At 61.8% G+C, this 23,721-nt stretch carries 18 protein-coding genes and 1 tRNA gene; 14 read left to right on the plus strand and 5 right to left on the minus strand.

What is annotated here, in order from left to right; translation table 11 throughout:
• The first annotated feature begins 74 nt into the window (after window positions 1-74).
• A complete protein-coding gene (locus QMG79_RS02405; protein WP_283536971.1) occupies window positions 75-1,739 on the plus strand; it encodes an ABC-F family ATP-binding cassette domain-containing protein in 1,665 nt (554 codons plus the stop codon).
• On the plus strand, window positions 1,736-3,658 hold the full coding sequence (locus tag QMG79_RS02410; RefSeq protein WP_283536972.1) for an ABC transporter ATP-binding protein: 1,923 nt from the start codon (window positions 1,736-1,738) through the stop codon (window positions 3,656-3,658). Before QMG79_RS02405 ends, QMG79_RS02410 begins: the two co-directional genes overlap by 4 nt.
• Before the next feature lie 9 nt (window positions 3,659-3,667).
• Here the strand turns inward: QMG79_RS02410 and QMG79_RS02415 are convergent, their stop codons facing one another.
• Window positions 3,668-4,093 (minus strand): NUDIX hydrolase, encoded by a 426-nt coding sequence (locus QMG79_RS02415; RefSeq protein WP_283536973.1) that lies wholly within the window; start codon window positions 4,091-4,093, stop codon window positions 3,668-3,670.
• A 65-nt stretch (window positions 4,094-4,158) separates the two neighbouring features.
• A tRNA-Arg gene (locus QMG79_RS02420) sits at window positions 4,159-4,231 on the minus strand.
• 82 nt (window positions 4,232-4,313) lie between these two features.
• Between QMG79_RS02420 and QMG79_RS02425 the strand changes: the two genes are divergently transcribed.
• Window positions 4,314-5,051: a DUF998 domain-containing protein gene (locus tag QMG79_RS02425; RefSeq protein ID WP_283536974.1), complete on the plus strand. Its 738-nt coding sequence runs from the start codon at window positions 4,314-4,316 to the stop codon at window positions 5,049-5,051.
• 24 nt (window positions 5,052-5,075) lie between these two features.
• Here the strand turns inward: QMG79_RS02425 and QMG79_RS02430 are convergent, their stop codons facing one another.
• Entirely contained in the window at window positions 5,076-6,665 is a 1,590-nt protein-coding gene (locus tag QMG79_RS02430) for a chitinase (protein ID WP_283536975.1), read from the minus strand.
• Window positions 6,666-6,864: 199 nt separating this feature from the next.
• On the opposite strand from QMG79_RS02430, the gene QMG79_RS02435 reads away from it, so the two are divergent.
• Both QMG79_RS02435 and QMG79_RS02440 read left to right on the plus strand, forming a co-directional pair.
• Complete coding sequence (locus tag QMG79_RS02435) at window positions 6,865-9,228, plus strand: glycosyltransferase family 2 protein (RefSeq protein WP_283536976.1); 2,364 nt, start codon at window positions 6,865-6,867, stop codon at window positions 9,226-9,228.
• A gap of 116 nt (window positions 9,229-9,344) precedes the next feature.
• Entirely contained in the window at window positions 9,345-10,877 is a 1,533-nt protein-coding gene (locus QMG79_RS02440; protein ID WP_283536977.1) for a putative bifunctional diguanylate cyclase/phosphodiesterase, read from the plus strand.
• 104 nt (window positions 10,878-10,981) lie between these two features.
• Here QMG79_RS02440 and QMG79_RS02445 read toward each other — a convergent pair whose 3' ends face one another.
• Window positions 10,982-11,131 carry a hypothetical protein gene (locus tag QMG79_RS02445; protein WP_283536978.1) on the minus strand — a complete coding sequence of 50 codons (150 nt, stop codon included), beginning with the start codon at window positions 11,129-11,131 and terminating at the stop codon, window positions 10,982-10,984.
• Window positions 11,132-11,337: 206 nt separating this feature from the next.
• On the opposite strand from QMG79_RS02445, the gene QMG79_RS02450 reads away from it, so the two are divergent.
• The gene (locus tag QMG79_RS02450) at window positions 11,338-12,375 is read left to right on the plus strand and encodes a hypothetical protein (RefSeq protein ID WP_283536979.1); all 1,038 of its coding nucleotides are present in this window, start codon (window positions 11,338-11,340) and stop codon (window positions 12,373-12,375) included.
• Window positions 12,376-12,389: 14 nt separating this feature from the next.
• On the opposite strand, the gene QMG79_RS02455 is transcribed toward QMG79_RS02450, so the two are convergent.
• Entirely contained in the window at window positions 12,390-13,022 is a 633-nt protein-coding gene (locus QMG79_RS02455) for a hypothetical protein (protein WP_283536980.1), read from the minus strand.
• A gap of 30 nt (window positions 13,023-13,052) precedes the next feature.
• On the opposite strand from QMG79_RS02455, the gene QMG79_RS02460 reads away from it, so the two are divergent.
• From QMG79_RS02460 to iolD, 8 genes are all read left to right on the plus strand, one after another.
• Complete coding sequence (locus QMG79_RS02460) at window positions 13,053-13,883, plus strand: inositol monophosphatase family protein (protein WP_283536981.1); 831 nt, start codon at window positions 13,053-13,055, stop codon at window positions 13,881-13,883.
• Window positions 13,884-13,935: 52 nt separating this feature from the next.
• Entirely contained in the window at window positions 13,936-16,395 is a 2,460-nt protein-coding gene (pcrA, locus tag QMG79_RS02465; RefSeq protein WP_502934693.1) for a DNA helicase PcrA, read from the plus strand.
• Window positions 16,395-17,093: a hypothetical protein gene (locus tag QMG79_RS02470; protein ID WP_283536983.1), complete on the plus strand. Its 699-nt coding sequence runs from the start codon at window positions 16,395-16,397 to the stop codon at window positions 17,091-17,093. Before pcrA ends, QMG79_RS02470 begins: the two co-directional genes overlap by 1 nt.
• 223 nt (window positions 17,094-17,316) lie before the next feature.
• Window positions 17,317-18,486: an ADP-forming succinate--CoA ligase subunit beta gene (gene sucC / locus QMG79_RS02475; protein ID WP_283536984.1), complete on the plus strand. Its 1,170-nt coding sequence runs from the start codon at window positions 17,317-17,319 to the stop codon at window positions 18,484-18,486.
• Between the two features lie 13 nt (window positions 18,487-18,499).
• Window positions 18,500-19,402 carry a succinate--CoA ligase subunit alpha gene (gene sucD, locus QMG79_RS02480; protein WP_283536985.1) on the plus strand — a complete coding sequence of 301 codons (903 nt, stop codon included), beginning with the start codon at window positions 18,500-18,502 and terminating at the stop codon, window positions 19,400-19,402.
• A gap of 374 nt (window positions 19,403-19,776) precedes the next feature.
• On the plus strand, window positions 19,777-20,775 hold the full coding sequence (iolC, locus tag QMG79_RS02485; RefSeq protein WP_283537338.1) for a 5-dehydro-2-deoxygluconokinase: 999 nt from the start codon (window positions 19,777-19,779) through the stop codon (window positions 20,773-20,775).
• A gap of 89 nt (window positions 20,776-20,864) precedes the next feature.
• Window positions 20,865-21,734 carry a Cgl0159 family (beta/alpha)8-fold protein gene (locus QMG79_RS02490; protein ID WP_283537339.1) on the plus strand — a complete coding sequence of 290 codons (870 nt, stop codon included), beginning with the start codon at window positions 20,865-20,867 and terminating at the stop codon, window positions 21,732-21,734.
• 33 nt (window positions 21,735-21,767) lie between these two features.
• Entirely contained in the window at window positions 21,768-23,696 is a 1,929-nt protein-coding gene (iolD, locus tag QMG79_RS02495) for a 3D-(3,5/4)-trihydroxycyclohexane-1,2-dione acylhydrolase (decyclizing) (RefSeq protein WP_283537340.1), read from the plus strand.
• Window positions 23,697-23,721: the final 25 nt, after the last annotated feature.

The raw sequence follows: 23,721 nt of genomic DNA on the forward strand, positions 1-23,721 counted from the left end.
AGTCCGGACCGGCGGGTTCTTTTATGCCCTCTTGCTGGCCCACGGACCGTGGCCGGGGGCGAAAGGACTAACGCATGACTGCCACACTCGTAGCCAAAGACCTGGCTGGCGGACACGACCACCGCACACTTTTTTCCGGGCTTTCCCTGACCGTTGCGCCGGGCGATGTTGTCGGCGTGATGGGTGCCAACGGGGCAGGAAAAACCACCCTCCTCCGCATTCTTGCCGGCGTGGATGAGCCGCAGGCAGGTACGGTGAGCCTAGCTCCCCAGGATGCCTTTGTGGGATGGCTTCCCCAGGAGCATGAACGGGTGGTGGGCGAAAGCGTAGCCGGTTACATCGAACGACGCACGGGGTGCCGGCAGGCCACTCTGGACATGGAATCCGCTGCCGATGCGCTAGGTTCAGGAGCTCCCGGATCGGACGATTCCTACTCTGCGGCGTTCGACAGGTGGATGGCCTCCGGTGCTGCCGATCTTGAGGACCGGGTACCAGCTGTCCTTGCAGATCTTGGCCTTGACGTGGGGGCGGACGCCGGGATGGCGGGACTCTCTGGCGGACAGGCCGCACGGGTGGCGCTCGCGGCCTTGCTGCTGAGCCGTTTTGATATTGTCCTCCTGGATGAGCCCACCAATGATTTGGACATGGCGGGCCTGGCTCGGCTGGAGAACTTCATCAAGGGCCTGCGCGGCGGCGTTGTCCTGGTCTCGCACGACAGGGAGTTTCTGGCTGGTTGCGTGAGCACAGTGGTGGAGCTGGACCAGGCACAGAACGCAGTCACCGTTTACGACGGCGGCTACGAGGCTTTCCTGGCAGAACGTGCCACCGCTCGCAAACACGCTCGGGAAAAGTACGAGGAGTTCTCCGCCACCAAAGCAGATCTAGTGGGCAGGGCTCGAACGCAGCGTGAGTGGAGTTCCCAGGGCGTCCGGAATGCCATGAAGAAGAGCCCCGACAATGACAAGATCCGGCGGGCGGCATCCACCGAGTCCTCTGAAAAGCAGGCCCAGAAAGTCCGTCAAATGGAGTCGCGGATAGCGCGCCTTGATGTGGTGGAGGAACCGCGGAAGGAATGGCAGCTGCAATTTTCCATTGGACAGGCGCCGCGCTCCAGTTCCGTGGTGGCGACACTGCGTGACGTCGTGGCACGGCAGGGCGAATTCACGCTTGGTCCAGTGAACCTGCAGCTTAACGCGGGCGAACGCATTGGTATCACAGGCCCGAACGGGGCTGGGAAGTCTACGCTCCTGCGGCTCCTGCTCGGTGTGCAGGCGCCGGATACCGGTGAAGCATCCTTGGGGGCCTCCGTGGCTATCGGGGAGATTGACCAAGCCCGGGGATTACTGGCGGGACATATGATTCTTGCCGACGCGGTCGAGGCTGCCCTGCCTGACCTGACCGGCGCTGAGGTCCGCACGCTGCTCGCCAAATTTGGCCTCAAAGCTGACCACACGGCCAGGACAGTGGATTCGCTGTCGCCTGGTGAGCGCACCCGTGCAGCGTTGGCTCTCCTGCAGGCCCGGGGAATCAACCTGCTGGTCCTGGACGAGCCCACCAACCACCTCGACCTCCCTGCCATTGAACAGCTTGAAGAGGCACTGGAAAGCTATGACGGCGCCCTTTTGCTGGTCTCCCACGACAGGCGGCTTCTGGAGAACGTCCGGTTGGATGTTCGCTGGGAGCTAGACGACGGCGTCGTCACCGAACGTTCCATCGATACCAAGGAAAATCACTCATGAGCATGGACAGGGTCGCCTGGAGTTCGCTGTACAACATCTCGCAGGCCAAAAATGGGCGCCGGCCGTTTTCCCGTGCCATGCTCAAGCGGGTCTTCGCTTTTGCCAGGCCCTACCGTGCGACGTTGATTGCCTTTATCCTGCTCTCCATTGTGCTGGCCTTCCTGGCCGTTGCCACGCCCGTCCTTGCTGGTCAGGTTGTGGACGCAATTGTCGCCGGATCGGGAACCGACCAGATCATCAGGTTGGCCATTCTGATAGCCCTCGTGGCGGTCGCCGAGGCCGGGGTTGGTCTGTTGAGCCGCTGGTTTTCCTCGAAGATTGGCGAGGGGGTCATTCTGGACCTGCGCACAAAGGTCTTTGACCACGTCCAGAAAATGCCTATTGCATTCTTTACCCGCACCCGGACAGGTGCGCTGGTCAGCAGGCTCAACAACGATGTGATCGGCGCCCAGTCCGCCTTTGCTGGCACTCTCTCCGGCGTCGTCAGCAATGTGGTGGCGCTGATCCTGACGCTGATCGTCATGCTCGGCACGTCGTGGCAGGTGACGGTACTGGCCATGGTGTTGCTCCCCATTTTCCTGATTCCCGCGCGACGGATGGGTTCCCGCCTGGCCGCCCTGCGCCGTGAAGCTGCAGAGCACAACGCCACCATGGGTACGCAGATGACGGAGCGGTTCTCGGCGCCTGGTGCCACCCTGGTCAAGCTCTTCGGCAGGCCGGACGAGGAATCACGTGAGTTCGCCGTCCGTGCAGACCGTGTCCGCGACATCGGTGTCCGCACCGCGATGCTCCAGTTCACTTTTGTTACCGCGCTGACACTCGTTTCTGCCCTGGCCCTGGCACTGGTCTACGGCCTGGGTGGGTGGCTGGCCATCAACGGACAGTTGGCACCAGGTGACGTTGTGGTCCTTGCCCTGCTCCTGACGCGGCTCTATGCTCCGTTGACCGCCCTGTCCAACGCACGCGTTGAAATCATGAGTGCCCTGGTCAGTTTCGAGCGGGTCTTCGAGGTCCTGGACCTCGAACCCCTCATCAAGGAAAAACCGACAGCCCGTGCCGTCCCCGAGGGACCGGTCGCAGTTGAGTTCGCCAATGTGCGCTTTGCGTATCCTGCAGCCGATAAAGTCTCACTGGCCTCGCTTGAAGAAGTTTCCACCCTAGACACCAGGGGTGGCGAAGAGGTCCTGCACGGCATCAGTTTCCGGGTGGAACCAGGCCAGACTGTGGCGCTGGTAGGGTCTTCCGGCGCCGGCAAATCCACCATTGCCCAGTTGCTTTCGCGCCTGTACGACGTCGACTCCGGGGCCGTGGTGCTCGGTGGCACAGCCCAGGGCGTCGCTGACGGATCCCAGGCCGGTGGCCTGGACATCCGCGATGTCACTTTCGATTCCCTTCGCGCTACCTTGGGCATGGTCACCCAGGATGGCCATCTCTTCCATGAAAGCATCGCCTCGAACCTCCGCCTCGCCCGGCCAGACGCGACCGAAGAAGACATGTGGGAGGCCATCCGGAAGGCCCGACTGGAAACCATGATCCGGTCGCTTCCCGACGGGTTGGACACCATTGTGGGAGAGCGCGGTTACCGGCTCTCCGGTGGTGAGCGTCAACGCCTGACCATCGCGCGGCTCCTGGTCGCATCCCCCCGCGTTGTGATCCTGGACGAGGCGACGGCGGCACTTGATTCAACCAACGAGGCCGCCGTGCAGGCGGCTCTGGGCGCTGCCCTGGAAGGTCGCACCGCCGTCGTTATTGCCCACCGGCTGTCAACGGTCCGGGCTGCGGACCAGATTTTGGTGGTGGAGGCAGGGAACATTGTGGAGCGTGGCACACACGCGGAACTGCTCGCTGCGGATGGACGCTACGCGGAGCTGTACAGCACGCAATTTGCCGAAGCGACAGCAGCAGTAAACGAGGCCTGAAAATCCTCGTCAGTCCGTGACGTGCTGCCGGCGGAGCGCCGGCAGCACGTGCTCGGTCAGGAGGGGGGCCAGGTCGTTTGGCAGGGGAGCATTCAGATCCAGCCAGCGGATCTCCGCAATCTCAGCGGCGGCCTCTGCAGTCCATGTTCCGGGCGCAGTGAAGACGGTGGCTACAATCTCCGTTGCCGCCTCATTGGCAGCGGCTGCCACCCAGGTACCAAGAAACTGCAACTGCGCCGGCAAAATCACAATGCCTGTTTCCTCTAAAAGCTCTCGGGAAGCGGCCTCCACCGCAGACTCACCGGGGTCGGGTTTGCCTCCGGGGTTCATGAAGCGTGATGTCCCGTGCTTCCGGACGGTGAGCAGGTGGCCCGCGCTGTTACAGACGCAGACAGCAGAAACCACGATCCTGGGATTCTGCGCTGGCGTGTTCACGGGGATGGGCTCCTGGGGTACGAGCGCGCCCAGCCTCCGGCTGGGGTCCTTGACTTGACGATGAGTGCCCTCGATTGGAATCGAACCAACGACACCGGCTTTAGGAGAGCCGTGCTCTATCCACTGAGCTACGAGGGCAGTTTCGGTGAGATCAACTGGGTCGATCCTTCCGAACACGGTTACCAGCATACAAGGTATCAACACCGACTACGCTCAAGGCATGAGTTCAGCGCCCTCCACCGTGATCCGCCCAGGCTTCAAACCCAATATTTCGTCCACCCGGCAGTACATCGGTGCATGGTCCACGCTCAGCGTCCTGCAATACTTTCTGGCCGAAACGGCTGTGATTGCGGCGTGGGCAGGTCCTGAGCCCTACGATCGCCGGACAGGCTACATCAGTGATCTGGGTGCCCTGTACTGCGGTGTCTACGACGGGCGCGACGTGTGTTCCCCGCTGCACCCGCTGATGAACACCTCTTTTTTCATCCAGGGCCTGGCACTGGTGCTGGGGGCCCTCCTGTTGACCTCTGGGCTCCTCTGCGTGGCGGCGGCTCCTCGTTCCAGGCTTCCGGCCGAACGTCGCCGTGGGCCGTGGCCCGCCGCCATCGCCGTGCGTATCCTGACGGGAATCGCCGGTGTGGGCACCATGGTTGTGGCGCTGGTACCCGAGGATGCAGGCTCTCCACTGCACTATGTGGGGGCCGTGATGTTCTTCCTCGGCGGTGCGGCAGCCCTGGTCATCCTGGGCCTGCTGTGGATTCGGCGTACGCCCTGGAGCTGGGTGCTCCTGGCCTGCGGGCTAGTTGCCCTGGTTGCCGTTGTGGTTGGCGGCGTCACTGGCCTCGACGTGCCGCAGCCCGGAACCCTGGAACGCTTCATGGGATACCCGGTGACGCTAGGGTTTGCGTGCGCCGGTATGGTGATTGCCCGTCAGATCAGGCGGAACAGGCAAGCCTGACCTGACGGCCTACTCAACAAAAAACTAGCTGGTTGGTTCGGCCGGGGCGGTGCTGGTCGGGCTGGGGCTGGCGTCGCCATTAATGAGCTTCGCCAGCTCGGCATCAGTCAACTTGTTCCAGGGTGAATCGGGAGAGCCCTGCAGTGCTGCTTCCGGGCTGTCCGTCTGGGTCCACCATTTCGCCTCAAAGACGCGTCCCTCGAAGAGGATGCGGTCACCCTTGCGATAAATAGTGGTGGGATCCCACTCTGGTGCGGTTCCAGCCGGAGCAGTCAGCTGGGGCGTGGGGCGGTCCCCGGCCAAAACGGGGCCAATGATGCGCCAGGGCGCTGCATCGCCCTGCAGGACAGCATTGTCCGGAATATCCCCGCGGGTCCAGTACTTGGCTTCATACACGTTGGAGTGCCAGACCACCCGCTGGCCCGTGGTGTAGGCCGCATCCTCGAACCAGATGGGGTAGGGGCTGGTGGCAGGATCGTCGGTGATGGCAGGGGCCGCCGTTGTGGCCTGGACGTCAGGAGCCTCCGTGGGGGCCTTGACGCCAGCGCCGAGAATCTCGGCGAATGAGGAGGAACCCTGGTCGACCCCGCTGCAGCTATCCGACACCTTTGTGACGTCGGGGAAATTCTCGCTGCAGGTCCGGTCCCTGTTCAAGGACCAGATGGAGAGCCGGCCGGCTCCCTTGGTGCTGGCATAGGTGCTGAGGTCCTGCGCATCCTGCAGGGTGAAGATTTCTCCCTGCACGTCGTTCTGGCCGATCATGGGGGTCAGGCCGATCTTGCGCCAGACGGTATCGCTGCCCAGGTCCACGCCAGCGTCCTTGTACAGCTGGGTCAGCTGCTGATGGGTCGCCTCTGCAGCGGAAACAGCATTCTCATACATGGATTTGTCCATGAGCCGGCTTCCGCCGTAGTCCATTGTCATCGCATTAACCCCGGCAAGATCAGTTCCGGAAGCAATCATGCGGGCCACAGCGTCCCGGCCAACAGCGGTCAGGCCGTTCGGATCGACGGGGAGTGTCAGCCAGACAGCCAGCGGCTTGCCGGCGGCGGCGCGTTCCTTCTGCAATGCAGCGACGGCCTCGGAACGCCGGTCGAGGGATGCCGTATCGCTAAGTGCCGCACCCTCGATGTCAAGGTCCATGGTGCTTGCCTCGTACCGGTCAAGGCTTTGCGCATACGCATCCTTGAGGGCCTTTGTATCGGTGCAGCCAACGGCCAGTTCCGTGTTCGTCAGGCCGCCAAACGAGACAGTGGCACTGCCACCGAGTTGCTGGAGCCGGGCCACCCTGCGGTCCAGGTCCAGGGTCGCGGCCGCTTCATCCAGGGAGTAGAACGTACCCCACGAAGGCGTGCAGGCATCTGCCGTGCTGGCCACAATGAAGGACAGGACCACGTTCTGCGCCTCTTTCGAGACGGGGTCCTCGAAGGCATAGCGCGGTGTGGCCGTGACGTCCACGTATCCGGAAAAAATTGAATCGATGTCCCCGGCAGCCCGCTGATCCTGGAAGTCGCCCCAGGCGACAAATCCGCCAGCGGTAACGGCTGCAACGACTCCGGCAAGGATGCCGGTTCGGACCAGGGACAGTTTTCGGCCTGGGAAGCGAGCGGACACAGGTCCCCTTAGGTTAATGGTGAGTTCGAGGTTTGGTGACGGCAGCAGGCTTAACAAAGCGTGCCGTCCTGCGGCGACGGTCTGCTGAGCCTGCGACCTTGCACTATCCTAAGGGCACGCACCGATTTATCGTGTTGCGGGTGCGCAGGTTTCGCCGGGCGCGCTGCTCAACGCCCACTCTGCATCCCCGGGGGGATACATGTCTGACCAGCTTCTCTTGCCTGCCGTGGATGAGTCCGTGGAAGCCACGGACTCCAAGGAGGCTATCCGCCGCCGGCAATGGGGTGCAGAGCGCCGGTCTGAGCCGCTCTCCATTGTTCATCCCAAGCCTTCGCGGCGGAAGATCATTTTGGGCCGGCTCGCCATCCTCACAACTGTTCTTGCTTGGATGACCTATGTTGTCACCACCATCCTCAAGGAATTGGCCGATAACCCCAACGCTGGGTTCCGCTTCCAGTTTGAGACAGTCTCCTACCTCACAGTGGTCACGTTCCTGACGTTTTCTGCCCTGATGTACCTGATTGCCCGCCAGGGTGCCATGTACCGGTTCCGCGACCACACAAGAGTGCCTCGGGGAGAGCTGGACAGGCATTTCGCCGCCTACGAGGAAGGCATTACCGTCCTGGTGCCCTCCTACGCGGAAGAGCCCCAGGTTGTCCGCGCAACGCTGTGGTCAGCTGCACTTCAGGAGTTCCCTGACCTGAAGGTCGTTCTGCTCCTGGATGACCCGCCCTTTCCCTCCGACCCCGACGATCTCGCGAGGCTGAACCGGACCCGGGCGCTGTCGGAGGAAATCAGTGCGGCCATGGCGCTGCCCGCACAACGGTTTGCCGCGGCACTGGCTGCCTATCAGGGCCGCGCTGCCAGCGCACATGATGAAGCGCAGGAACTGCAACTGCTCATCAGTGAATACCAGGCTGCGGCTGGCTGGCTGGAAGACATGGCTGCTGCGGAAACTGTCGCAGACCACGTGGACGAATTTTTTGTGGACCTGGTAGTTATGGGCCTGGCCCGCGAGCTCAGACTCGTCCTCCTGGGCCTGGATGCCGCTGCTGTCCAGATGACCTCACCACCACCGGCCCGTGTGGAGGAACTTTACCGACGGCTGACGTGGATCTTCAGTGTCAAGACGGAGACCTTCGAACGAAAGCGCTACGCGAGCCTCTCGCATGAGGCCAACAAGGCCATGAACCTCAACGCCTACATTTCCCTGATGGGCCACGACTGGGCCTCGGAGTCGACGGCGGACGGGACAGTCCTGCGGGTCATGGAGCAGGACAGCGAAGGTCAGGCCAGCAGCCGCCCTGGTGCGGCACCCGAGGACACCCTTTGCGTCCCCGATACAACGTACGTCCTGACTCTCGACGCCGATTCGCTCCTACTCCGCGACTACTGCCTGCGCCTTGTGTACTTTCTGGAGCAGGCCGGCAACGAGCGGGTAGCCGTGACGCAGACTCCATATTCATCCTTCCGCGGAGCGCCAACCCGCATTGAACGCGTAGCCGGTGCAACGACTGACCTGCAGCACATCCTGCATCAGGGCAAAAGTTTCTACAACGCGACATTCTGGGTCGGCGCCAACGCTGTCATCCGGAAGCGTGCGCTTGAGGACATTGTGGAGGTGGAAAACAACGGCGGGTTTGAGATCCGGACGTATATCCAGGACCGCACGGTGATCGAGGACACGGAATCGAGCATCGACCTGGGCCAGCACGGTTGGACACTGGTGAACTATCCGGAACGACTGAGCTATAGCGCGACGCCACCGGACTTTGGCTCATTGGTGGTCCAGCGGCGGCGGTGGGCCAACGGAGGGCTCCTGATCTTGCCCAAGCTCTGGACGCAGCTGCGGATCAGACGGCAACAGCGCCAACCTATCCTTGTTCGCGAAGTGTTGTTGCGGGTGAACTACATGGCATCCATTGCGTGGGCGAGCTTCGGCCTCGTTTTCCTCCTTGCCTATCCTTATGACAGCCGCCTGCTGAGCCCCATCGTCTTCCTTGCTGCTTTGCCGTATTTCCTTGCCATGGGAAGCGATCTTCGCGACTGCGGGCACCGGTTCAGTGATATCTTCCGGATCTATGGTTTCAACCTGATCTTGCTTCCCGTCAACCTGGCAGGTGTCTTCAAATCGCTGCAGCAGGCCCTGACGGGCGACAAAATCCCCTTCGCCCGGACGCCAAAAGTCAAGAACCGGACGGCAGCGCCTGCTATCTACGTCCTGACCCCCTTCATTATTGTGGCGTTTTCCTTGCTGACGATCTGGCGGGATTCCCAGCAGCAGAACTGGGGCAACGTAGCTTTTGCTGTCCTCAATGCGGTCCTCGCTGCCGGTGCCATCCGCGCCTACATAGGAATTCGCAATTCGCTGGTGGATATTTTCTTGGGCACCATCAACTGGCTCTACGTATCACCGCGGAAGAAAAAAGTGTCCGTCAGTCCGGTCATCCCCAAAACCGCTGAGGAAATAGATTGGGAGAGCATTCTCTACCACGGCGACCGTCGGCTCAACCGCGACCTGCGCGGAACTACCGACCGCCGTCGGCGGATTGGCCTGCGGTAAAACGTGGGTTGCGGTATAACACAAATCAGCCAAAGTGGGACAGATCATGGTGTGATGGTTCAACACCAAAAGCACAGTGGTGGTCGTAGCAAAAAACCGACTCAGGAGGCACGCCCGTGACAGCCAGCCGTCCGGAACCGCACGCCTCTGGCCTCATTGAGGCGATGAAGAGAATTGCCGCTGGCGATTTCAGCACACGGCTTTCTGCTGGTGCACACGATGCGCCACCAGCAGATGTCGCCGAGGTTTTTAATCGGATGGCAGAAAACCTCCAGGGAACCAACCATGAGCGGGACCTGAGCACTACGTCCCTTGCCGCGGACCTTGCGGCCGCCCAGAAGGAATTGGAGCGGGTATCGCTGACGGATCCACTGACACAGGTGGCCAACAGCATAGCCCTCGCAGAACTTATTCGGAACGAACTTGACGCGTCGGCCGCTGGTGGCCGTCCACCAGCATTGCTTGCTCTTGATCTGCATTCTTTCCGCGAAGTTAATGGATCCGTCGGGCATTGTGCGGGCGATGAGATATTGCAGGTTGTGGCCCGCCGCATTCGTGGTGCAATCCGGGAGACCGATACCCTTGCGAGGATCGGTGGCAACGAATTTGCTGTGCTTCTCCCACAGTCGAACTTGACCCGGGCCCGCAGGGTAGCCAACCGCCTGTCAAAAGTCCTTGGGGAAACTCTCCTGGTGAACGATGCGGATGTCCGTTGCGCAGCGAGTGTTGGCCTTCGCGTGGCGGACAGCGACGAGCTGGCAGAGACATTCCTTCGAAAAGCTGTCGCCGCCATGGAAGCTGCACGGATCATGCCCACCGGCAATGTCAAAGTCTTTGAGCCTGCACTGCTCCATGCCAAGCAGCTGCAGAGTGACATGATCTCAGACCTGAGCTACGCGATCAGGAACGACCAGCTGGTGCTTTACTTTCAGCCGGTGGTTGAGCTGGCTACCGGGCGCATTGAAGGTGTCGAGGCGCTTGTCCGGTGGCAGCACCCGGAACGTGGCTTGGTCATGCCGGACAACTTCATCCCGTTGGCCGAGGAGACCGGGCTCATTGTCGAGCTTGGAATGTGGGTTTTGACGCATGCCGTGACGCAGCTCAGTGAATGGCAGGTAGCTGGCGTTGTCGATTCGACCTTCAACATGCGGGTCAACATCTCAAGTAGCGAACTGCGCAATCTGGAACTGATCGAGCATGTTCGGGACGCGCTCCGGATCACTGGCGTGAAGTCCGCGAACCTCATTATCGAACTCACGGAGTCCATGGCCATCAACGAAGGCCACCTTGACCAGTATTCGGTGATGGGGCTCAGGCGGCTGGGCGTACAACTCGAAATTGACGACTTCGGGACCGGGTACTCTTCCATCAGCTACCTGCGGAAGCTTCCCGTCAACGTTGTGAAGATCGATCGAAGCCTCATCACGGACCTTGGTGTGGAGTCCAAGCAGGAGGGGTTTGTCGCTGCTGTCCTCCAACTCATCCACTCCTGCGGGATGAAAGCCCTGGCGGAGGGTATCGAGACGCCGGAACAGGCCCAGATCCTGGCGCGCATGGGTTGCGAGAGCGGGCAGGGCTACCTCTTTGGCCGGCCAGCTGCCGCTGCCGACGTCGTGGCGATGCTCGGGCCAGCCGTTTTTTACGGATAATTCCCGCAGCGAGCCGTAAGCCGGCACAACGGACAAAAAAGCGGGGCTGGTCAAGAGACCTGCCCCGCTCCGTGTTTAGTGACTTCCGTCGAACAGTTCTGGGATCAGAACTTGCCGATGGAGTTGGGCCACCAGCCGACGGCCACCGTTGAGGTGTCGGTGGATTCTGCTGACGCAGAGATGGCTGTGGTGGCTGAGAGGCCGGCTCCGACGATAGCGCCGGCGACGAGTACTGATGCGAGGATCTTCTTCATTTGTTCTCCTGATACGTATGTGACGGAAGTGACACTTGTGGGACGTGTTAATTATAGACATGGCAGACACGCCTCGTGACCAGTAGTTACGTGTTTTCTCCCAAAAGCGTGGTAAGCGCAAGTGAAGTACCGTGCGAGTAGACCTGCTGGCCGCTGGCCGCGAAGAAAAGGCTGCAGCGGCCCTGCCAACAACGCATAATTGAAAGATGAATGAAGGCCGGGTCTCTGCAGCATTTGCCGCAGCTGAACTGCTGTCCCAGAACTACCGGGCAGTGCACGACTTTCGCAACGCCGCGGACAGCGCCAATCTCGCCGCTTCTCTTGCCGAGCGGGACAACGATTCCGTGAGTGCGTGGCAGATGCGCCTACTGGAAGCGGAGAATTTGCTGGATGCCGGAAGCTTCGAAGAATGCGGCAATATTGCGGCTGAGCTCTTGGAATCATCTGGAATCGATGCCAGCGATGCGTCGCGCGGACGGGTGAGCCTCCTGCTCGCAAAAGCCCGCCAGGGGGGTGGTTTCCTGGACCAGGCAACCAGTGCCGCACGGGTAGCGGAAGACCTGACCTCAGTGGACGATGACATCGATGTCCACGTCAGGGCTCGGCAGGCGTTGATCGCCGCCTTGGCGGAGAGTGGCGATCTGGCGGAGGCGTGGTCGGAGTGTGTGCGCCTTGATGCAGTGATAGCCAATGACGACGTGGACGAAGAACTTGTTGGAAAGTCCTATTGGGTTATCGGTAACGTCGCCTTCCTCTCGGAGAACGTCGACGCTGGACTGGCCAACCATAATAAAGCTGCGGCACTGTTTTCGCCCTCGCAGAACCTGCACATCTGGGCCAAGTTCAACAACGCGTCCGCAGCGATGCGTTTGGCGGCCGGAGTGGCGGATCTGGATACTCTGCGCTGTATTGAACGGGCAGAGCTGGCCAACGATGTTCTGGGCGAGTCCCCGGAAGACCGACTACTCCTGAAGATCAATCGAAGTCACTGGCACCTGCTGTCCGGAGAACCCACTGTGGGCATTCACGAGATTGGCGATGTCACAGGTAGCGCCTGGGACGCCTCGCAGCAGATCCAGGGAGAAGGCTTTTTGGTCCTCGGGCGCTGCCGCATTGCGGTCGGCGACATTGCCGGCGGAAGCCATGACCTCCAGCGCGCTGCGGAACTCTTCGATTCCATCGGGGCCAGCCAGCGGGCTGTTCAGGCACTCGCGTATCTGCCCGGTGCAGAGGGAATCCTCTAGGAAAGACCCAGAGACTAGGCCGTGGCTGCTGGGGCCTTCCGTTTGCGGAGGAATACTGCAGCGACACCTGCGAGCAAGGATACGATCAGCAGCACCCAGCCGGTCACGGTCAGGGCAGCTGCCAGGGTAACCTGCCCGGCGTCGAGCGTTTCGGCCGACATCATGGAATCAATGGTGACATTCGCCCAGAGCCGCACCACCACAAAGAGCAGCGGAGGAACCCACAGCGCCCAGCGCAGGGCTTTGCGGGAGACGTTGGTGCCAATCAGCAGCAGCCAGCTGAAACCAAATATCAACGGGAAAAGGGTGCCAGCCGTCTTGTGGACATAGTTCAACTGTCCGAGCGCGTCGCCGTCCATGACGTCCCGGAGTTGCCCTACGTAGGCCGGGTCGAAGCCGCCAATGAGGGAATCCGGCATGGCCAGGCCACCCGTGAGCTGTGTGAGCTGGACCATTGTCAACAGGTGCAGGTACCAGAACAGGAACAGGCTGGCCACGACGCCGGCAATCACAATGAACATGCTGTTGCTCTGTGCCTTGGCCGGCGTCCGTGTCGTGCTGGGATTGATCACCTGCGGCAGGTGATGCGCAGGCACCGTTGCGTTTGCGCCGTGCTTTTTGATCCGTTGCGCTGGGGTCTTGGCCATGGGTACATTATGGCCCCCTAGACTGGACGCATGACCACTGGCCGGCACAGCACCGTTGACCTTGATCCTTCCCTCGATGATTTCGCCCTGGCCTCCGCGCTGGTGCGTGAGGCGGGCCAACTGGCCCTGCTGATGCGGATGGGGGGACTGCAGGGCGAGGCCAAAACGTCAGTATCCGACGTCGTCACCGCAGCAGATCACGCAGCAGAGGCCTACGTCCTGGAGCAGCTCCGCCGCTGCCGACCAGATGATTCGATCCTGGGTGAGGAAGGTGCCTCAGTTGCGGGCAGCAGTGGCCGTACCTGGGTGATTGATCCCGTCGACGGAACCTACAACTTCCTTAACGGCTCCACGTACTGGTGTTCGGCCCTGGCGCTGAAGAACTCCGACGGAGTGCTGCTGGGCGCTATTTTCCAGGCGGAGGAGGATAAGCTCTGGCTTGGTGGGCTGGACCGGCCAGCAACCCTCAATGGTGAGCTTCTGGGCACTTTTACCGCCGACGGCGGGGCGCGCAACGTGGAGGCACTGGACCAGTTGGGGGCCGCTACCTACATTCACCCGGCCTGGCTGGCCGATCCCATGTGCGCCATGCCCTGGCACGCGGCCGCCACGTCTGCAGCCGCGCTCCGCATGCTGGGCTCAGGATCCTGCGACCTGGGCCGGGTTGCCGATGGCGAGCTGGGCTGCTGGTTCCAGCACAGCTGCCCGGAATGGGACTGGCTGCCCGGCCACGCCATCGTTACTGCAGCTGGCGGGGTAACGGACACGGTCAGCGTTAATGGGCTCACGTGGTATCTGGCAGGTGGCGCCACGGCAGTTCGGGAACTGCGCGGAGCACTCACGTCAGCGTCTGTAACGTAGGCCCAGCGCGCGCTTGTCAGCCCCAGCGCCTAGACTTGCAGGCACCATGGATATGTTGTTCGACCCCTACTCTCCCGGCCCCAACTCTTTGACCAAGGGCAGGGCGGCCCACGGCGGCCCCGCCGCCAACAGCCCTACTGGCCCGGATCCTCAGCACGATGGCTCCGGCGGCCGCGACGGCTCTGGGCACCAGGTGCCCACTGCTGAGTCCCTCCTGGCCGGCCTGAACCCACAGCAGGCGGAGGCCGTCCAGCACGCTGGCGGTCCACTGCTGATTGTGGCAGGCGCAGGCTCGGGCAAGACGAGGGTACTCAGTAATCGCATCGGATACCTGATCGCCACCCACCGGGCGCACTATGGCGAAATTCTCGCCATCACGTTTACCAACAAGGCTGCCGCTGAAATGCGGGAGCGCATCGAGGCCCTGATTGGCCCTCGCGCCAAGACGATGTGGATCTCTACGTTTCACTCCTCCTGTGTGCGGATCCTCCGCCGCGAGGCGTCCAACGTCGGCTTGAACTCCAATTTCTCTATCTACGACTCTGCCGATTCCCTGCGCCTGATCACGCTGGTAGCCAAGAACCTGGAGTTGGACCCCAAGCGGTTCGCACCCAAAGCCATGCAGCACAAGATGTCAGCACTCAAGAATGAACTCATTGATGCAGATGCCTATTCGATGTCGGCCAACCACAACGACCCCTTCGAACAGGCCGTCAGCGAGGTCTTCAAGGGATACACCCAACGGCTGCGCCAGGCGAATGCCATGGACTTCGACGATCTTATTGCCGAGACCGTGTACATGTTCAGGGCGTTCCCTTCGCTCGCCGAGTCCTACCGGCGCCGCTTCCGGCACGTTCTGGTGGACGAGTACCAGGACACCAACCACGCACAGTACGCTTTGGTCCGAGAGATCGTGGGTGAGGGGCCACAGTCTAGTGAACTGACGGTTGTGGGCGACTCCGACCAGTCGATTTATGCATTCCGCGGGGCCGACATCCGCAACATCGTGGAATTCGAGAAAGACTATCCACAGGCCCGGACCATCAAGCTTGAACAGAACTACAGGTCCACCCAGAACATCCTCACCGCAGCCAATGCCGTGATTTCGCGTAATCCCAACCGACCGGACAAAAAGCTCTGGACGGCAGAGGGTGAGGGCCACAAGATTGTTGGCTATGTGGGCGAGAACGAACATGAGGAAGCCCAGTTCATCGCCAAGGAGATTGACAGGCTTCAGGACGAGGACAACCTGCTGCCGGGCGATGTAGCCATTTTCTACCGCACCAACGCGCAGTCGCGTTCCCTTGAAGATGTCCTGGTGCGGGTGGGCCTGCCTTACAAGGTGGTGGGCGGTACGCGGTTCTACGAACGCAAGGAAATCAAGGACGCCCTGGCGTACCTTCGCGTGCTGGTCAACCCGGACGACGACGTCAATCTTCGCCGGATACTCAACGAACCCAAGCGGGGGATCGGGGACCGCGCAGAAGGCGCCGTCGCTGCCCTGGCCCAACGCGAGCGGATCTCGTTCATGTCAGCGGCTAGGCGGGCCGAGCAGGCGCCCGGGATTGCCACCCGGTCGCTCAACGCCGTCGTCGGATTCGTTAAACTTCTCGATGACCTAGCAGTTGTTGCGGCCGGTTCCGGCGCCGCGGCTGCACTGGAAGCGGTCCTGGAGCAGACGGGCTACCTTGCGGGGCTGCGGGCCAGCACCGATCCGCAGGATGAGTCCAGGGTGGAAAACCTCGCCGAGCTTGTCGCAGTGGTCCGGGAATACGAAAGGGACAATCCGGAAGGCAGCCTGGGTGAATTCCTGGAACAGGTGTCTCTCGTGGCTGACGCGGACCAGATACCTGACGCCCCGGGAGCAGATATTGAGGCCGCCGTGGCTGAGGCAAAGCGGTTGGGCGTGGTGACCCTCATGACCCTGCACACGGCCAAGGGCCTGGAGTTCCCTGTTGTCTTCCTGACGGGCATGGAGCACGGAATTTTCCCGCACCAGCGTTCCGCCACAGATCCCAAGGAACTTGCCGAGGAACGTCGTCTCGCCTACGTGGGCCTGACCCGCGCACGCAAGCGCCTGTACCTCACCCGCTCGGAAGTGCGCAGCATGTGGGGCCAGAGCCAATACAACCCGGCCAGCCAGTTCATCGAGGAGATCCCTGAAGAACTGCTGGAGTGGCGTCGCGAAGGTACCAGCCGCCAGTCGGCTGGATGGGGCAGCGGATCCATTGGTTCGGATCGCTACGGTGGATCGTTTTGGGGCGCCGGGACGGCTCGGGGCGCAGGCTTTAGTTCGGAAGTCCCTGCCGTTGTGGCCAAAACCCGGGTCCAGCCGCAGAAAGAAGTCATTTCGGTGAGCGTAGGAGACCGGGTGAACCATACCAGCTTTGGCAATGGAACTGTCCTGTCGCTTGAAGGGACGGGGGACAAGACGGTGGCAAAGGTGACCTTCGGCATCGGAGAGAAACGGTTGCTGCTGCGGTATGCGCCGTTGACCAAGCTGGAAGCCTGATGCGGGGCTGGGCCCGGGCAGGAGCCGCAGTGCTGGTGCTGCTGGCGCTGACGTCCTGCAGCTTCACTGCGGAGGACCCAACCTACGTGCCGCCAGCGCCATTGCCTCCCCTGGCGCAGCTGGAGCAGGCTCCATTGGTGGATCCGGCCGGTTACGTGGCGGGAGAGGACGTTCTCCTTTTTGCGACGGAGGATCGCGGTATTGCGTGTTCGCTCACGTCGGCACGCGGAAACCACATTAATCTGCCCTACGAGACCAACACTTTCGGGGATGCCGCCAATAACAAACTTGATACCGTTCCCGTGGCCCACTGCGAGTTGGCGGTGTATCCACCACCGGCACCAGCGGATGTGCGGGACGATTGCGCCGGAACGGGACTGGGCTACCTGGGCGGGGTGGCAGTGCTGCAGCCCGTGCAGGCCACCTACGGCGCCTGCCGCTCGGGAGTGACAGCCATGGAGTCGGAGCGTGGGCCCAAAGGTACTGGTCAGGGCCCCATCTCCGAGGCAGCAGTCCTTCCTGAGGGCGGCAACCTGGAACGCAACGGATTGCGGTGCACTGCCTATAACGGTGGGGTAGCCTGCGGGAATGTCTCCGCCGGGGTCGGATTCTTCATTTCGCCAGAACGTTACGAACTGCTTTCCCCATCAGTTCCTGCGGCGCCCGGAGGGTCCGCCGAGACGTCAAAAACCCCGTGATTCCGCGGTTTTTCTACGTCCCATAGAATAGTGTCGTTACTCACATTAGAGGGACTCTGGGCGGGCTCATCCCATGATCGGGCTAGAGTGCGAGGGGAGCATTTTGCCGTGTGGTCCGTTTTCCGGGCCAACCACGGCGCCTGCAATCCGCAGCCCGGCCAGCGTCTTCACGGATGTTGTCCGGCTGGACAGAAACTACTTCGACGTAGAAGGACACTCAACCGTGGACCTGTTTGAATACCAGGCGCGCGATATGTTCGAGGCGCACGGTGTACCCGTGCTTGCCGGCATCGTGGCGTATACCCCTGAAGAAGCCAAAGCAGCTGCCGAGAAGATCGGCGGCGTAACTGTTGTCAAAGCACAGGTAAAGGCCGGTGGCCGAGGTAAGGCTGGCGGCGTCAAGGTTGCTAAGACCGCTGACGAGGCGTTCGAGTACGCAACCGCAATCCTGGGCATGGATATCAAGGGCCATACCGTCAACAAGGTGATGATTGCCCAGGGTGCTGACATTGCCGAGGAATTCTACTTCTCCGTCCTGCTGGACCGGGCCAACCGCAACTACCTGGCCATGTGCTCGGTAGAGGGTGGCATGGAGATCGAGCAGTTGGCCGTGGAACGTCCCGACGCGCTTGCCAAGGTCTCCATCGATCCGGCTGTTGGGATCGACCAGGCCAAGGCCGATGAAATTGTCGCTGCCGCTGGCTTCGCCGAAGAACTCCGCGCCAAGGTTGCCGACGTGATTCTTCGACTCTGGGATGTCTTCGTCAAGGAAGACGCAACCCTGGTTGAGGTCAACCCGCTGGTCCGCACCGGCGCAGGCGACATTGTTGCCCTGGACGGCAAGGTCTCCCTGGATGAGAATGCCGACTTCCGCCACGCCAAGCACGCCGCCCTCGAAGACAAGGACGCTGCTGACCCGCTCGAGGCCAAGGCCAAGGAGCAGGACCTCAACTACGTCAAGCTCGATGGCGAGGTGGGCATCATCGGCAATGGGGCCGGACTGGTCATGTCAACGCTCGATGTTGTGGCATACGCCGGAGAAAAGCACGGCAACGTCAAGCCGGCAAACTTCCTGGACATCGGCGGTGGAGCATCTGCAGAAGTCATGGCCGCTGGCCTGGACGTCATCCTCGGTGATGAGCAGGTCAAGGCTGTGTTCGTGAACGTCTTCGGCGGCATCACCGCATGCGACGCCGTCGCCAAGGGAATTGTTGGCGCACTGGCCGAACTGGGCTCCTCGGCTAACAAGCCGCTGGTTGTCCGCCTCGACGGAAACAACGTCGATGAGGGCCGCCGCATCCTGACCGAGGCCAACCACCCGCTGGTAACCCTGGCCGCCACCATGGACGAGGGCGCCGACAAGGCTGCCGAACTCGCCAACGCAGCGAAGTAAAGGGACCACCACTATGTCTATTTACCTGAACAAGGATTCCAAGGTTATCGTCCAGGGCATCACCGGCGGCGAAGGCACCAAGCACACCGCACTGATGCTCAAGGCAGGCACGCAGGTTGTGGGTGGCGTCAACGCCCGCAAGGCCGGCACCACCGTTGTCCACGGCGACACCGAAATCACAGTCTTCGGCACCGTCAAGGAAGCTATGGCGAAGACCGGAGCAGACGTATCCATCGTCTTCGTTCCGCCGGCATTCACGAAGGATGCAGTCGTTGAAGCTATCGAAGCCGGTATCGGCCTCGTTGTTGTCATCACCGAAGGTGTTCCCGTGCAGGACTCCGCCGAGTTCTGGGCCTTGGCCCAGTCCAAGGTTGATGCCAACGGCAAGCAGGTGACCCGGATCATCGGGCCGAACTGCCCCGGGATCATCACACCCGGCGAGGCCCTTGTTGGCATCACCCCGGCAAACATCACCGGAAAAGGCCCCATCGGGCTCGTCTCCAAGTCAGGCACCCTGACCTACCAGATGATGTACGAACTGCGCGACCTGGGCTTCTCCACCGCTATTGGCATTGGTGGCGACCCGGTCATCGGTACCACCCACATAGATGCTCTCGAAGCATTCGAGGCGGACCCTGAGACCAAGGCAATCGTCATGATCGGTGAGATCGGTGGCGACGCTGAGGAGCGCGCCGCAGAGTACATCAAGGCCCATGTCACCAAGCCGGTTGTTGGGTATGTCGCTGGGTTTACTGCACCTGAGGGCAAGACCATGGGCCACGCAGGCGCCATTGTCTCTGGTTCAGCTGGGACTGCACAGGCCAAGAAGGAAGCCCTCGAGGCTGCCGGCGTCAAGGTTGGCAAGACGCCGTCCGAGACTGCCACGTTGCTGCGCGAAGTTTTCGCTACGCTCTGACGATCCGACGTCTGGCCACGTGACGTGGCCGGATCCAGAACCTGAAAGGGCCCCGGTTCCATCCTGATGGATGGAACCGGGGCCCTTTTTGTGTTGCCCCGGTCGTGCCGGAACGGACTGCGGGACGCTGTTCGGTGTCGGCTGCAGTGATCGGGACGGCCTATCCCCAGCGACTGGATACAGGCTGCGCACCTTCTTGTTGCAGACCTGTGGGCAGGGCCGTGACACTTGTTGTAAGTATGTCAGCACAAACCTTTGACAGGACATAGTTTCTGCGGCAAAGTAGTGCCTGTACTTCCGACGCCGCCCGGTACTGGAGACCCCGCATGTGGGCTAGAGCCCAGGGTTTCGCCCCAGAAAGGACCACCATCATTGTGACCCACGAGCTTCTTACCATCGGGCGCATCAGTGTCGATATCTACCCCAATGACATTGGCGTGGACCTGGAGGACGTCACGTCATTTGGCAAGTACCTCGGTGGCTCTCCGTCCAATGTCGCCGTCGCTGCTGCCCGTCACGGGCGTCGGGCTGCGGTGATCTCAAGGACGGGGGCGGACGCCTTCGGAAATTACCTGCACCGGGAGCTCCGGAAGTTCTCCGTGGACGATTCGTTCGTTTCTGCGGATGCGGAGTACCCCACGGCCGTGACCTTCTGCGCCATCAAGCCGCCGGATGATTTTCCACTGTACTTCTACGGCCGTTTCCCCACGGCGCCTGACCTGCAGATCAAGGCCGGGGACCTGGACCTGGACGCCATCCGGTCTGCGGGCATCTTTTGGTCCACCGTGACAGGCCTCTGCCAGGAACCCAGCCGGGAAGCCCACGCTGGGGCTCATGGAGCCAGGCCCCGCACGGGCCTCCGAAAGGGCCAGTTCACCATCCTGGACCTCGACTATCGGCCCATGTTCTGGAGCTCGGAAGCTGAAGCACGCGCAGAGGTGGCAAAGATCCTCCCACACGTCACAGTGGCGATTGGCAACGAGCGTGAATGCGCTGTTGCTGTGGGGGAGGGAACGCCCGATCAACAGGCAGACAAACTGCTTGCAGCCGGTGTCGAAATCGCTGTGATCAAGCTGGGGGCCGACGGAGTGATGGCCAAGACCCTTACTGAGCGCGTAGTTTCTGCGCCGGTTGCCGTAGAGACTGTAAATGGCCTGGGAGCAGGCGATTCGTTTGGCGGTGCTTTTTGCCACGGCCTTCTCGCCGGCTGGCCACTCGTACGGATCCTGGACTACGCCAACGCGGCAGGTGCCATTGTGGCGTCCCGCCTTTCGTGTGCCGATGCGATGCCGACGCCCGAGGAAGTCACCTCGCTCCTCGTGGCGCACGGTCGGCTGGTTCCGCAGGACATGACGGACGTGGCAACCCTGTGAGTACGGTGATCCCGGGGAGGACACTCCCCTCAATTTCCTTCGCGGCTGCCGATGGAGCGGACCCGCGGCGCTACGAGCACCTGAGCGCGATGAGGCTGGAGGACCCGTCTGCTGTGGCCCGCGCTGCGGCAGCCCGACGCCGTCATCCGGGAGTCCGCGCTGGCAAGCAGAACTTCATTGTCGCTGCCGACCACCCGGCGCGGGGCTCGCTCGGAGTGGGCCCCAACCCTAGTGCCATGGCGGACCGCCGTGAGCTGCTGGACCGGCTGCAGGTTGCACTGGCCAACCCCGCCGTCGATGGTGTTTTGGGATCCCCTGACATCATGGATGACCTGCTGCTGCTCGGTGCACTGGAAGGCAAACTGCTGTTTGGCTCCATGAACCGCGGCGGCCTTTCTGGCCTGGTCAATGAACTCGATGATCGTTTCACGGGTCATACGGCAGCTGCACTGCAGGCGCTGGGCGCTGACGGCGGCAAAATGCTGACAAGGATCTGCCTCGATGATCCAGCGACTGTGGCTACCCTCGAAGCCACGGCCAGGGCCATCGATTCGCTCGCTGAGCGCAAGCTGATTGCCATGCTGGAGCCGTTCCTCTCGGTCCGGGACAAGGGATCAATCCGCAATGACCTGTCCACCGATGCGGTGATCACCTCCGTTGCCATTGCGTCGGGCCTGGGCTCCACCAGTGCCTACACCTGGATGAAACTGCCCGTGGTAGCGGATATGGAACGCGTCCTGGCCGCCACCACCATGCCTACAGTGTTGCTGGGCGGGGATCCCACCGGCACCCAGGACGACGTATTCGCGAGCTGGCGGGCTGCACTGGCCTTGCCTGGAGTCCAGGGGCTCACGGTTGGCCGCACCCTGCTGTATCCAAGGGATGGTGATGTTGCTGGTGCCGTTGCCAGCGCAGCGTCCCTGCTGAAGACCGCAACACCCCAGAAAGCATCGGAGTAGAACAGTATGGGAATCACTCCAGGAACCCGCCGGATGACCGTGGGGCAGGCGGTCGTCGAATATCTTTCCCGGCAGTACACAGTCGATCAGATCGGTACGGTGGAGTACCGCGAGCGGCTGATTCCGGGCACGTTCGGTATTTTTGGCCATGGCAACGTTGCAGGGGTGGGCCAGGCGCTGAAACAGTACCAACTCCTGGATCCGGCCATCATGCCCTATTACCAGGGCCGCAATGAGCAGGCCCAGGTACACCAGGCCGTGGGGTATGCCAGGCATACCCGCCGTCGCCAGACTTTCGCGATCAGCACCTCCATTGGACCGGGTTCATCAAACCTGCTCACAGGCGCTGCGCTGGCCACCACCAACCGGCTACCTGTCCTGTTGCTGCCCAGCGACACGTTCGCGACCCGCGTGGCTGATCCGGTCCTGCAACAGCTTGAACAGCCCTACGCCTACGACCTCACCGTTAATGACGCGTTCCGGCCGCTGTCCAAGTTTTTTGATCGCGTGAGCCGCCCTGAGCAGATGTTTTCCGCGTTTCATCATGGGCTACGGGTCCTCACGGATCCCGCCGAAACCGGGGCTGTGACCATCTCGCTGCCCCAGGATGTCCAGGCCGAGGCCTTTGACGTTCCCGAGGAGTTTCTGGCGGAGCGTGAGTGGCGGATCCGCCGTCCTGACGCGGACGACGGCGACATCCGCCGCGCCGCCGCAGCCATCCGGTCTGCGAAACGACCGCTCATTATCGCTGGGGGTGGTGTCCTCTACGCCTTCGCCAATGATGAACTTGCGCTGTTCGCGGAGGCCACAGGCATTCCGGTGGGTACCACCCAGGCTGGCGTCGGCGTCCTACCTTGGGACCACAAGCTCTCGCTGGGCGCCATCGGGTCCACAGGGACAACAGCAGCGAACGCCATTGCAGCCGACGCCGACCTCATCATTGGTATCGGAACACGCTATGAGGATTTCACCACCGCATCCCGAACCGCATTCCAGAACCCCGACGTGCAGTTCATCAACATCAACATCACCCCGCTTGATGCCTACAAGCACGGGACCAGCCTGCCCATCGTGGCTGATGCCCGTAAAGCCCTGGTGAAGCTCAGTGCTGCACTGGGCGGCTACCGCGCTGGGGCAGACCTCGAGGAGCTTGTCACGGCCGAGAAGGAGCGCTGGAACGCCACAGTTGACCACGCCTTCGACACCCGTTTTACGCCGTTGCCCTCGCAGAACGAGATTATCGGTGCGGCCAACCGGGCCATGGCTGCGCAGGACGTCGTGGTCTGCGCAGCAGGCTCCTTGCCCGGGGACCTGCACAAGATGTGGCGTGTTCGGGACCCGTTCGGCTATCACGTCGAGTACGCCTATTCATGTATGGGCTATGAGATTCCCGGCGGCCTGGGCGTCAAGCGCGCGGCCTTGGCGGAGGCCGCCGCGGGCGGCCCCGCACGCGACGTCGTCGTCATGGTGGGGGACGGTTCCTACCTGATGATGCACACCGAACTGGTCACCGCCGTCGCCGAACGCATCAAGCTGATTGTGGTGCTGATCCAGAACCACGGATACGCATCGATTGGGGCACTTTCCGAATCGCTGGGCTCCCAGCGCTTCGGGACCGCCTACCGGACCCTGAGCCAGGACCAGCACAGTTTTGACGACGGGGCGAAGCCTTCTATCGACCTGGCCCTGAACGCCCAGAGCCTGGGCGTGAGAGTGCTCCGGATCAATCCGGGAGAAGACGTTATTGGAGACCTCGAAGAGGCCATCCTTGCGGCGAAGGCTGCGCCGGAAAAAGGCGGGCCCATCCTCATCCACATTGAATCGGATCCGCTGCTGGACGCGCCCAGTTCTGAGTCATGGTGGGACGTTCCGGTTGCCCAGGTCTCCGGACTCGAATCCACGCAGCACGCCTCCGCCACCTACACCGAGCACAAAACCCGACAGCGCAAGCTGTTGGGTTGATCGCCTCCTGAGTTCCTCGACCTCC

It is taken from the genome of Pseudarthrobacter sp. PS3-L1 (genome assembly GCF_030063285.1).
Classification (GTDB): Bacteria; Actinomycetota; Actinomycetes; order Actinomycetales; family Micrococcaceae; genus Arthrobacter.

What these genes read in the sequence shown, in the direction of transcription:
- QMG79_RS02405 (WP_283536971.1), top strand. Translation starts at nt 75, where the DNA reads ATGACTGCCACACTCGTAGCCAAAGACCTGGCTGGCGGACACGACCAC.
- QMG79_RS02410 (WP_283536972.1), top strand. Translation starts at nt 1,736, where the DNA reads ATGAGCATGGACAGGGTCGCCTGGAGTTCGCTGTACAACATCTCGCAG.
- QMG79_RS02425 (WP_283536974.1), top strand. Translation starts at nt 4,314, where the DNA reads ATGAGTTCAGCGCCCTCCACCGTGATCCGCCCAGGCTTCAAACCCAAT.
- QMG79_RS02435 (WP_283536976.1), top strand. Translation starts at nt 6,865, where the DNA reads ATGTCTGACCAGCTTCTCTTGCCTGCCGTGGATGAGTCCGTGGAAGCC.
- QMG79_RS02445 (WP_283536978.1), bottom strand. Translation starts at nt 11,131, where the DNA reads ATGAAGAAGATCCTCGCATCAGTACTCGTCGCCGGCGCTATCGTCGGA.
- QMG79_RS02450 (WP_283536979.1), top strand. Translation starts at nt 11,338, where the DNA reads ATGAATGAAGGCCGGGTCTCTGCAGCATTTGCCGCAGCTGAACTGCTG.
- QMG79_RS02455 (WP_283536980.1), bottom strand. Translation starts at nt 13,022, where the DNA reads ATGGCCAAGACCCCAGCGCAACGGATCAAAAAGCACGGCGCAAACGCA.
- QMG79_RS02460 (WP_283536981.1), top strand. Translation starts at nt 13,053, where the DNA reads ATGACCACTGGCCGGCACAGCACCGTTGACCTTGATCCTTCCCTCGAT.
- pcrA (WP_502934693.1), top strand. Translation starts at nt 13,936, where the DNA reads ATGTTGTTCGACCCCTACTCTCCCGGCCCCAACTCTTTGACCAAGGGC.
- QMG79_RS02470 (WP_283536983.1), top strand. Translation starts at nt 16,395, where the DNA reads ATGCGGGGCTGGGCCCGGGCAGGAGCCGCAGTGCTGGTGCTGCTGGCG.
- sucD (WP_283536985.1), top strand. Translation starts at nt 18,500, where the DNA reads ATGTCTATTTACCTGAACAAGGATTCCAAGGTTATCGTCCAGGGCATC.
- QMG79_RS02490 (WP_283537339.1), top strand. Translation starts at nt 20,865, where the DNA reads ATGAGGCTGGAGGACCCGTCTGCTGTGGCCCGCGCTGCGGCAGCCCGA.
- iolD (WP_283537340.1), top strand. Translation starts at nt 21,768, where the DNA reads ATGACCGTGGGGCAGGCGGTCGTCGAATATCTTTCCCGGCAGTACACA.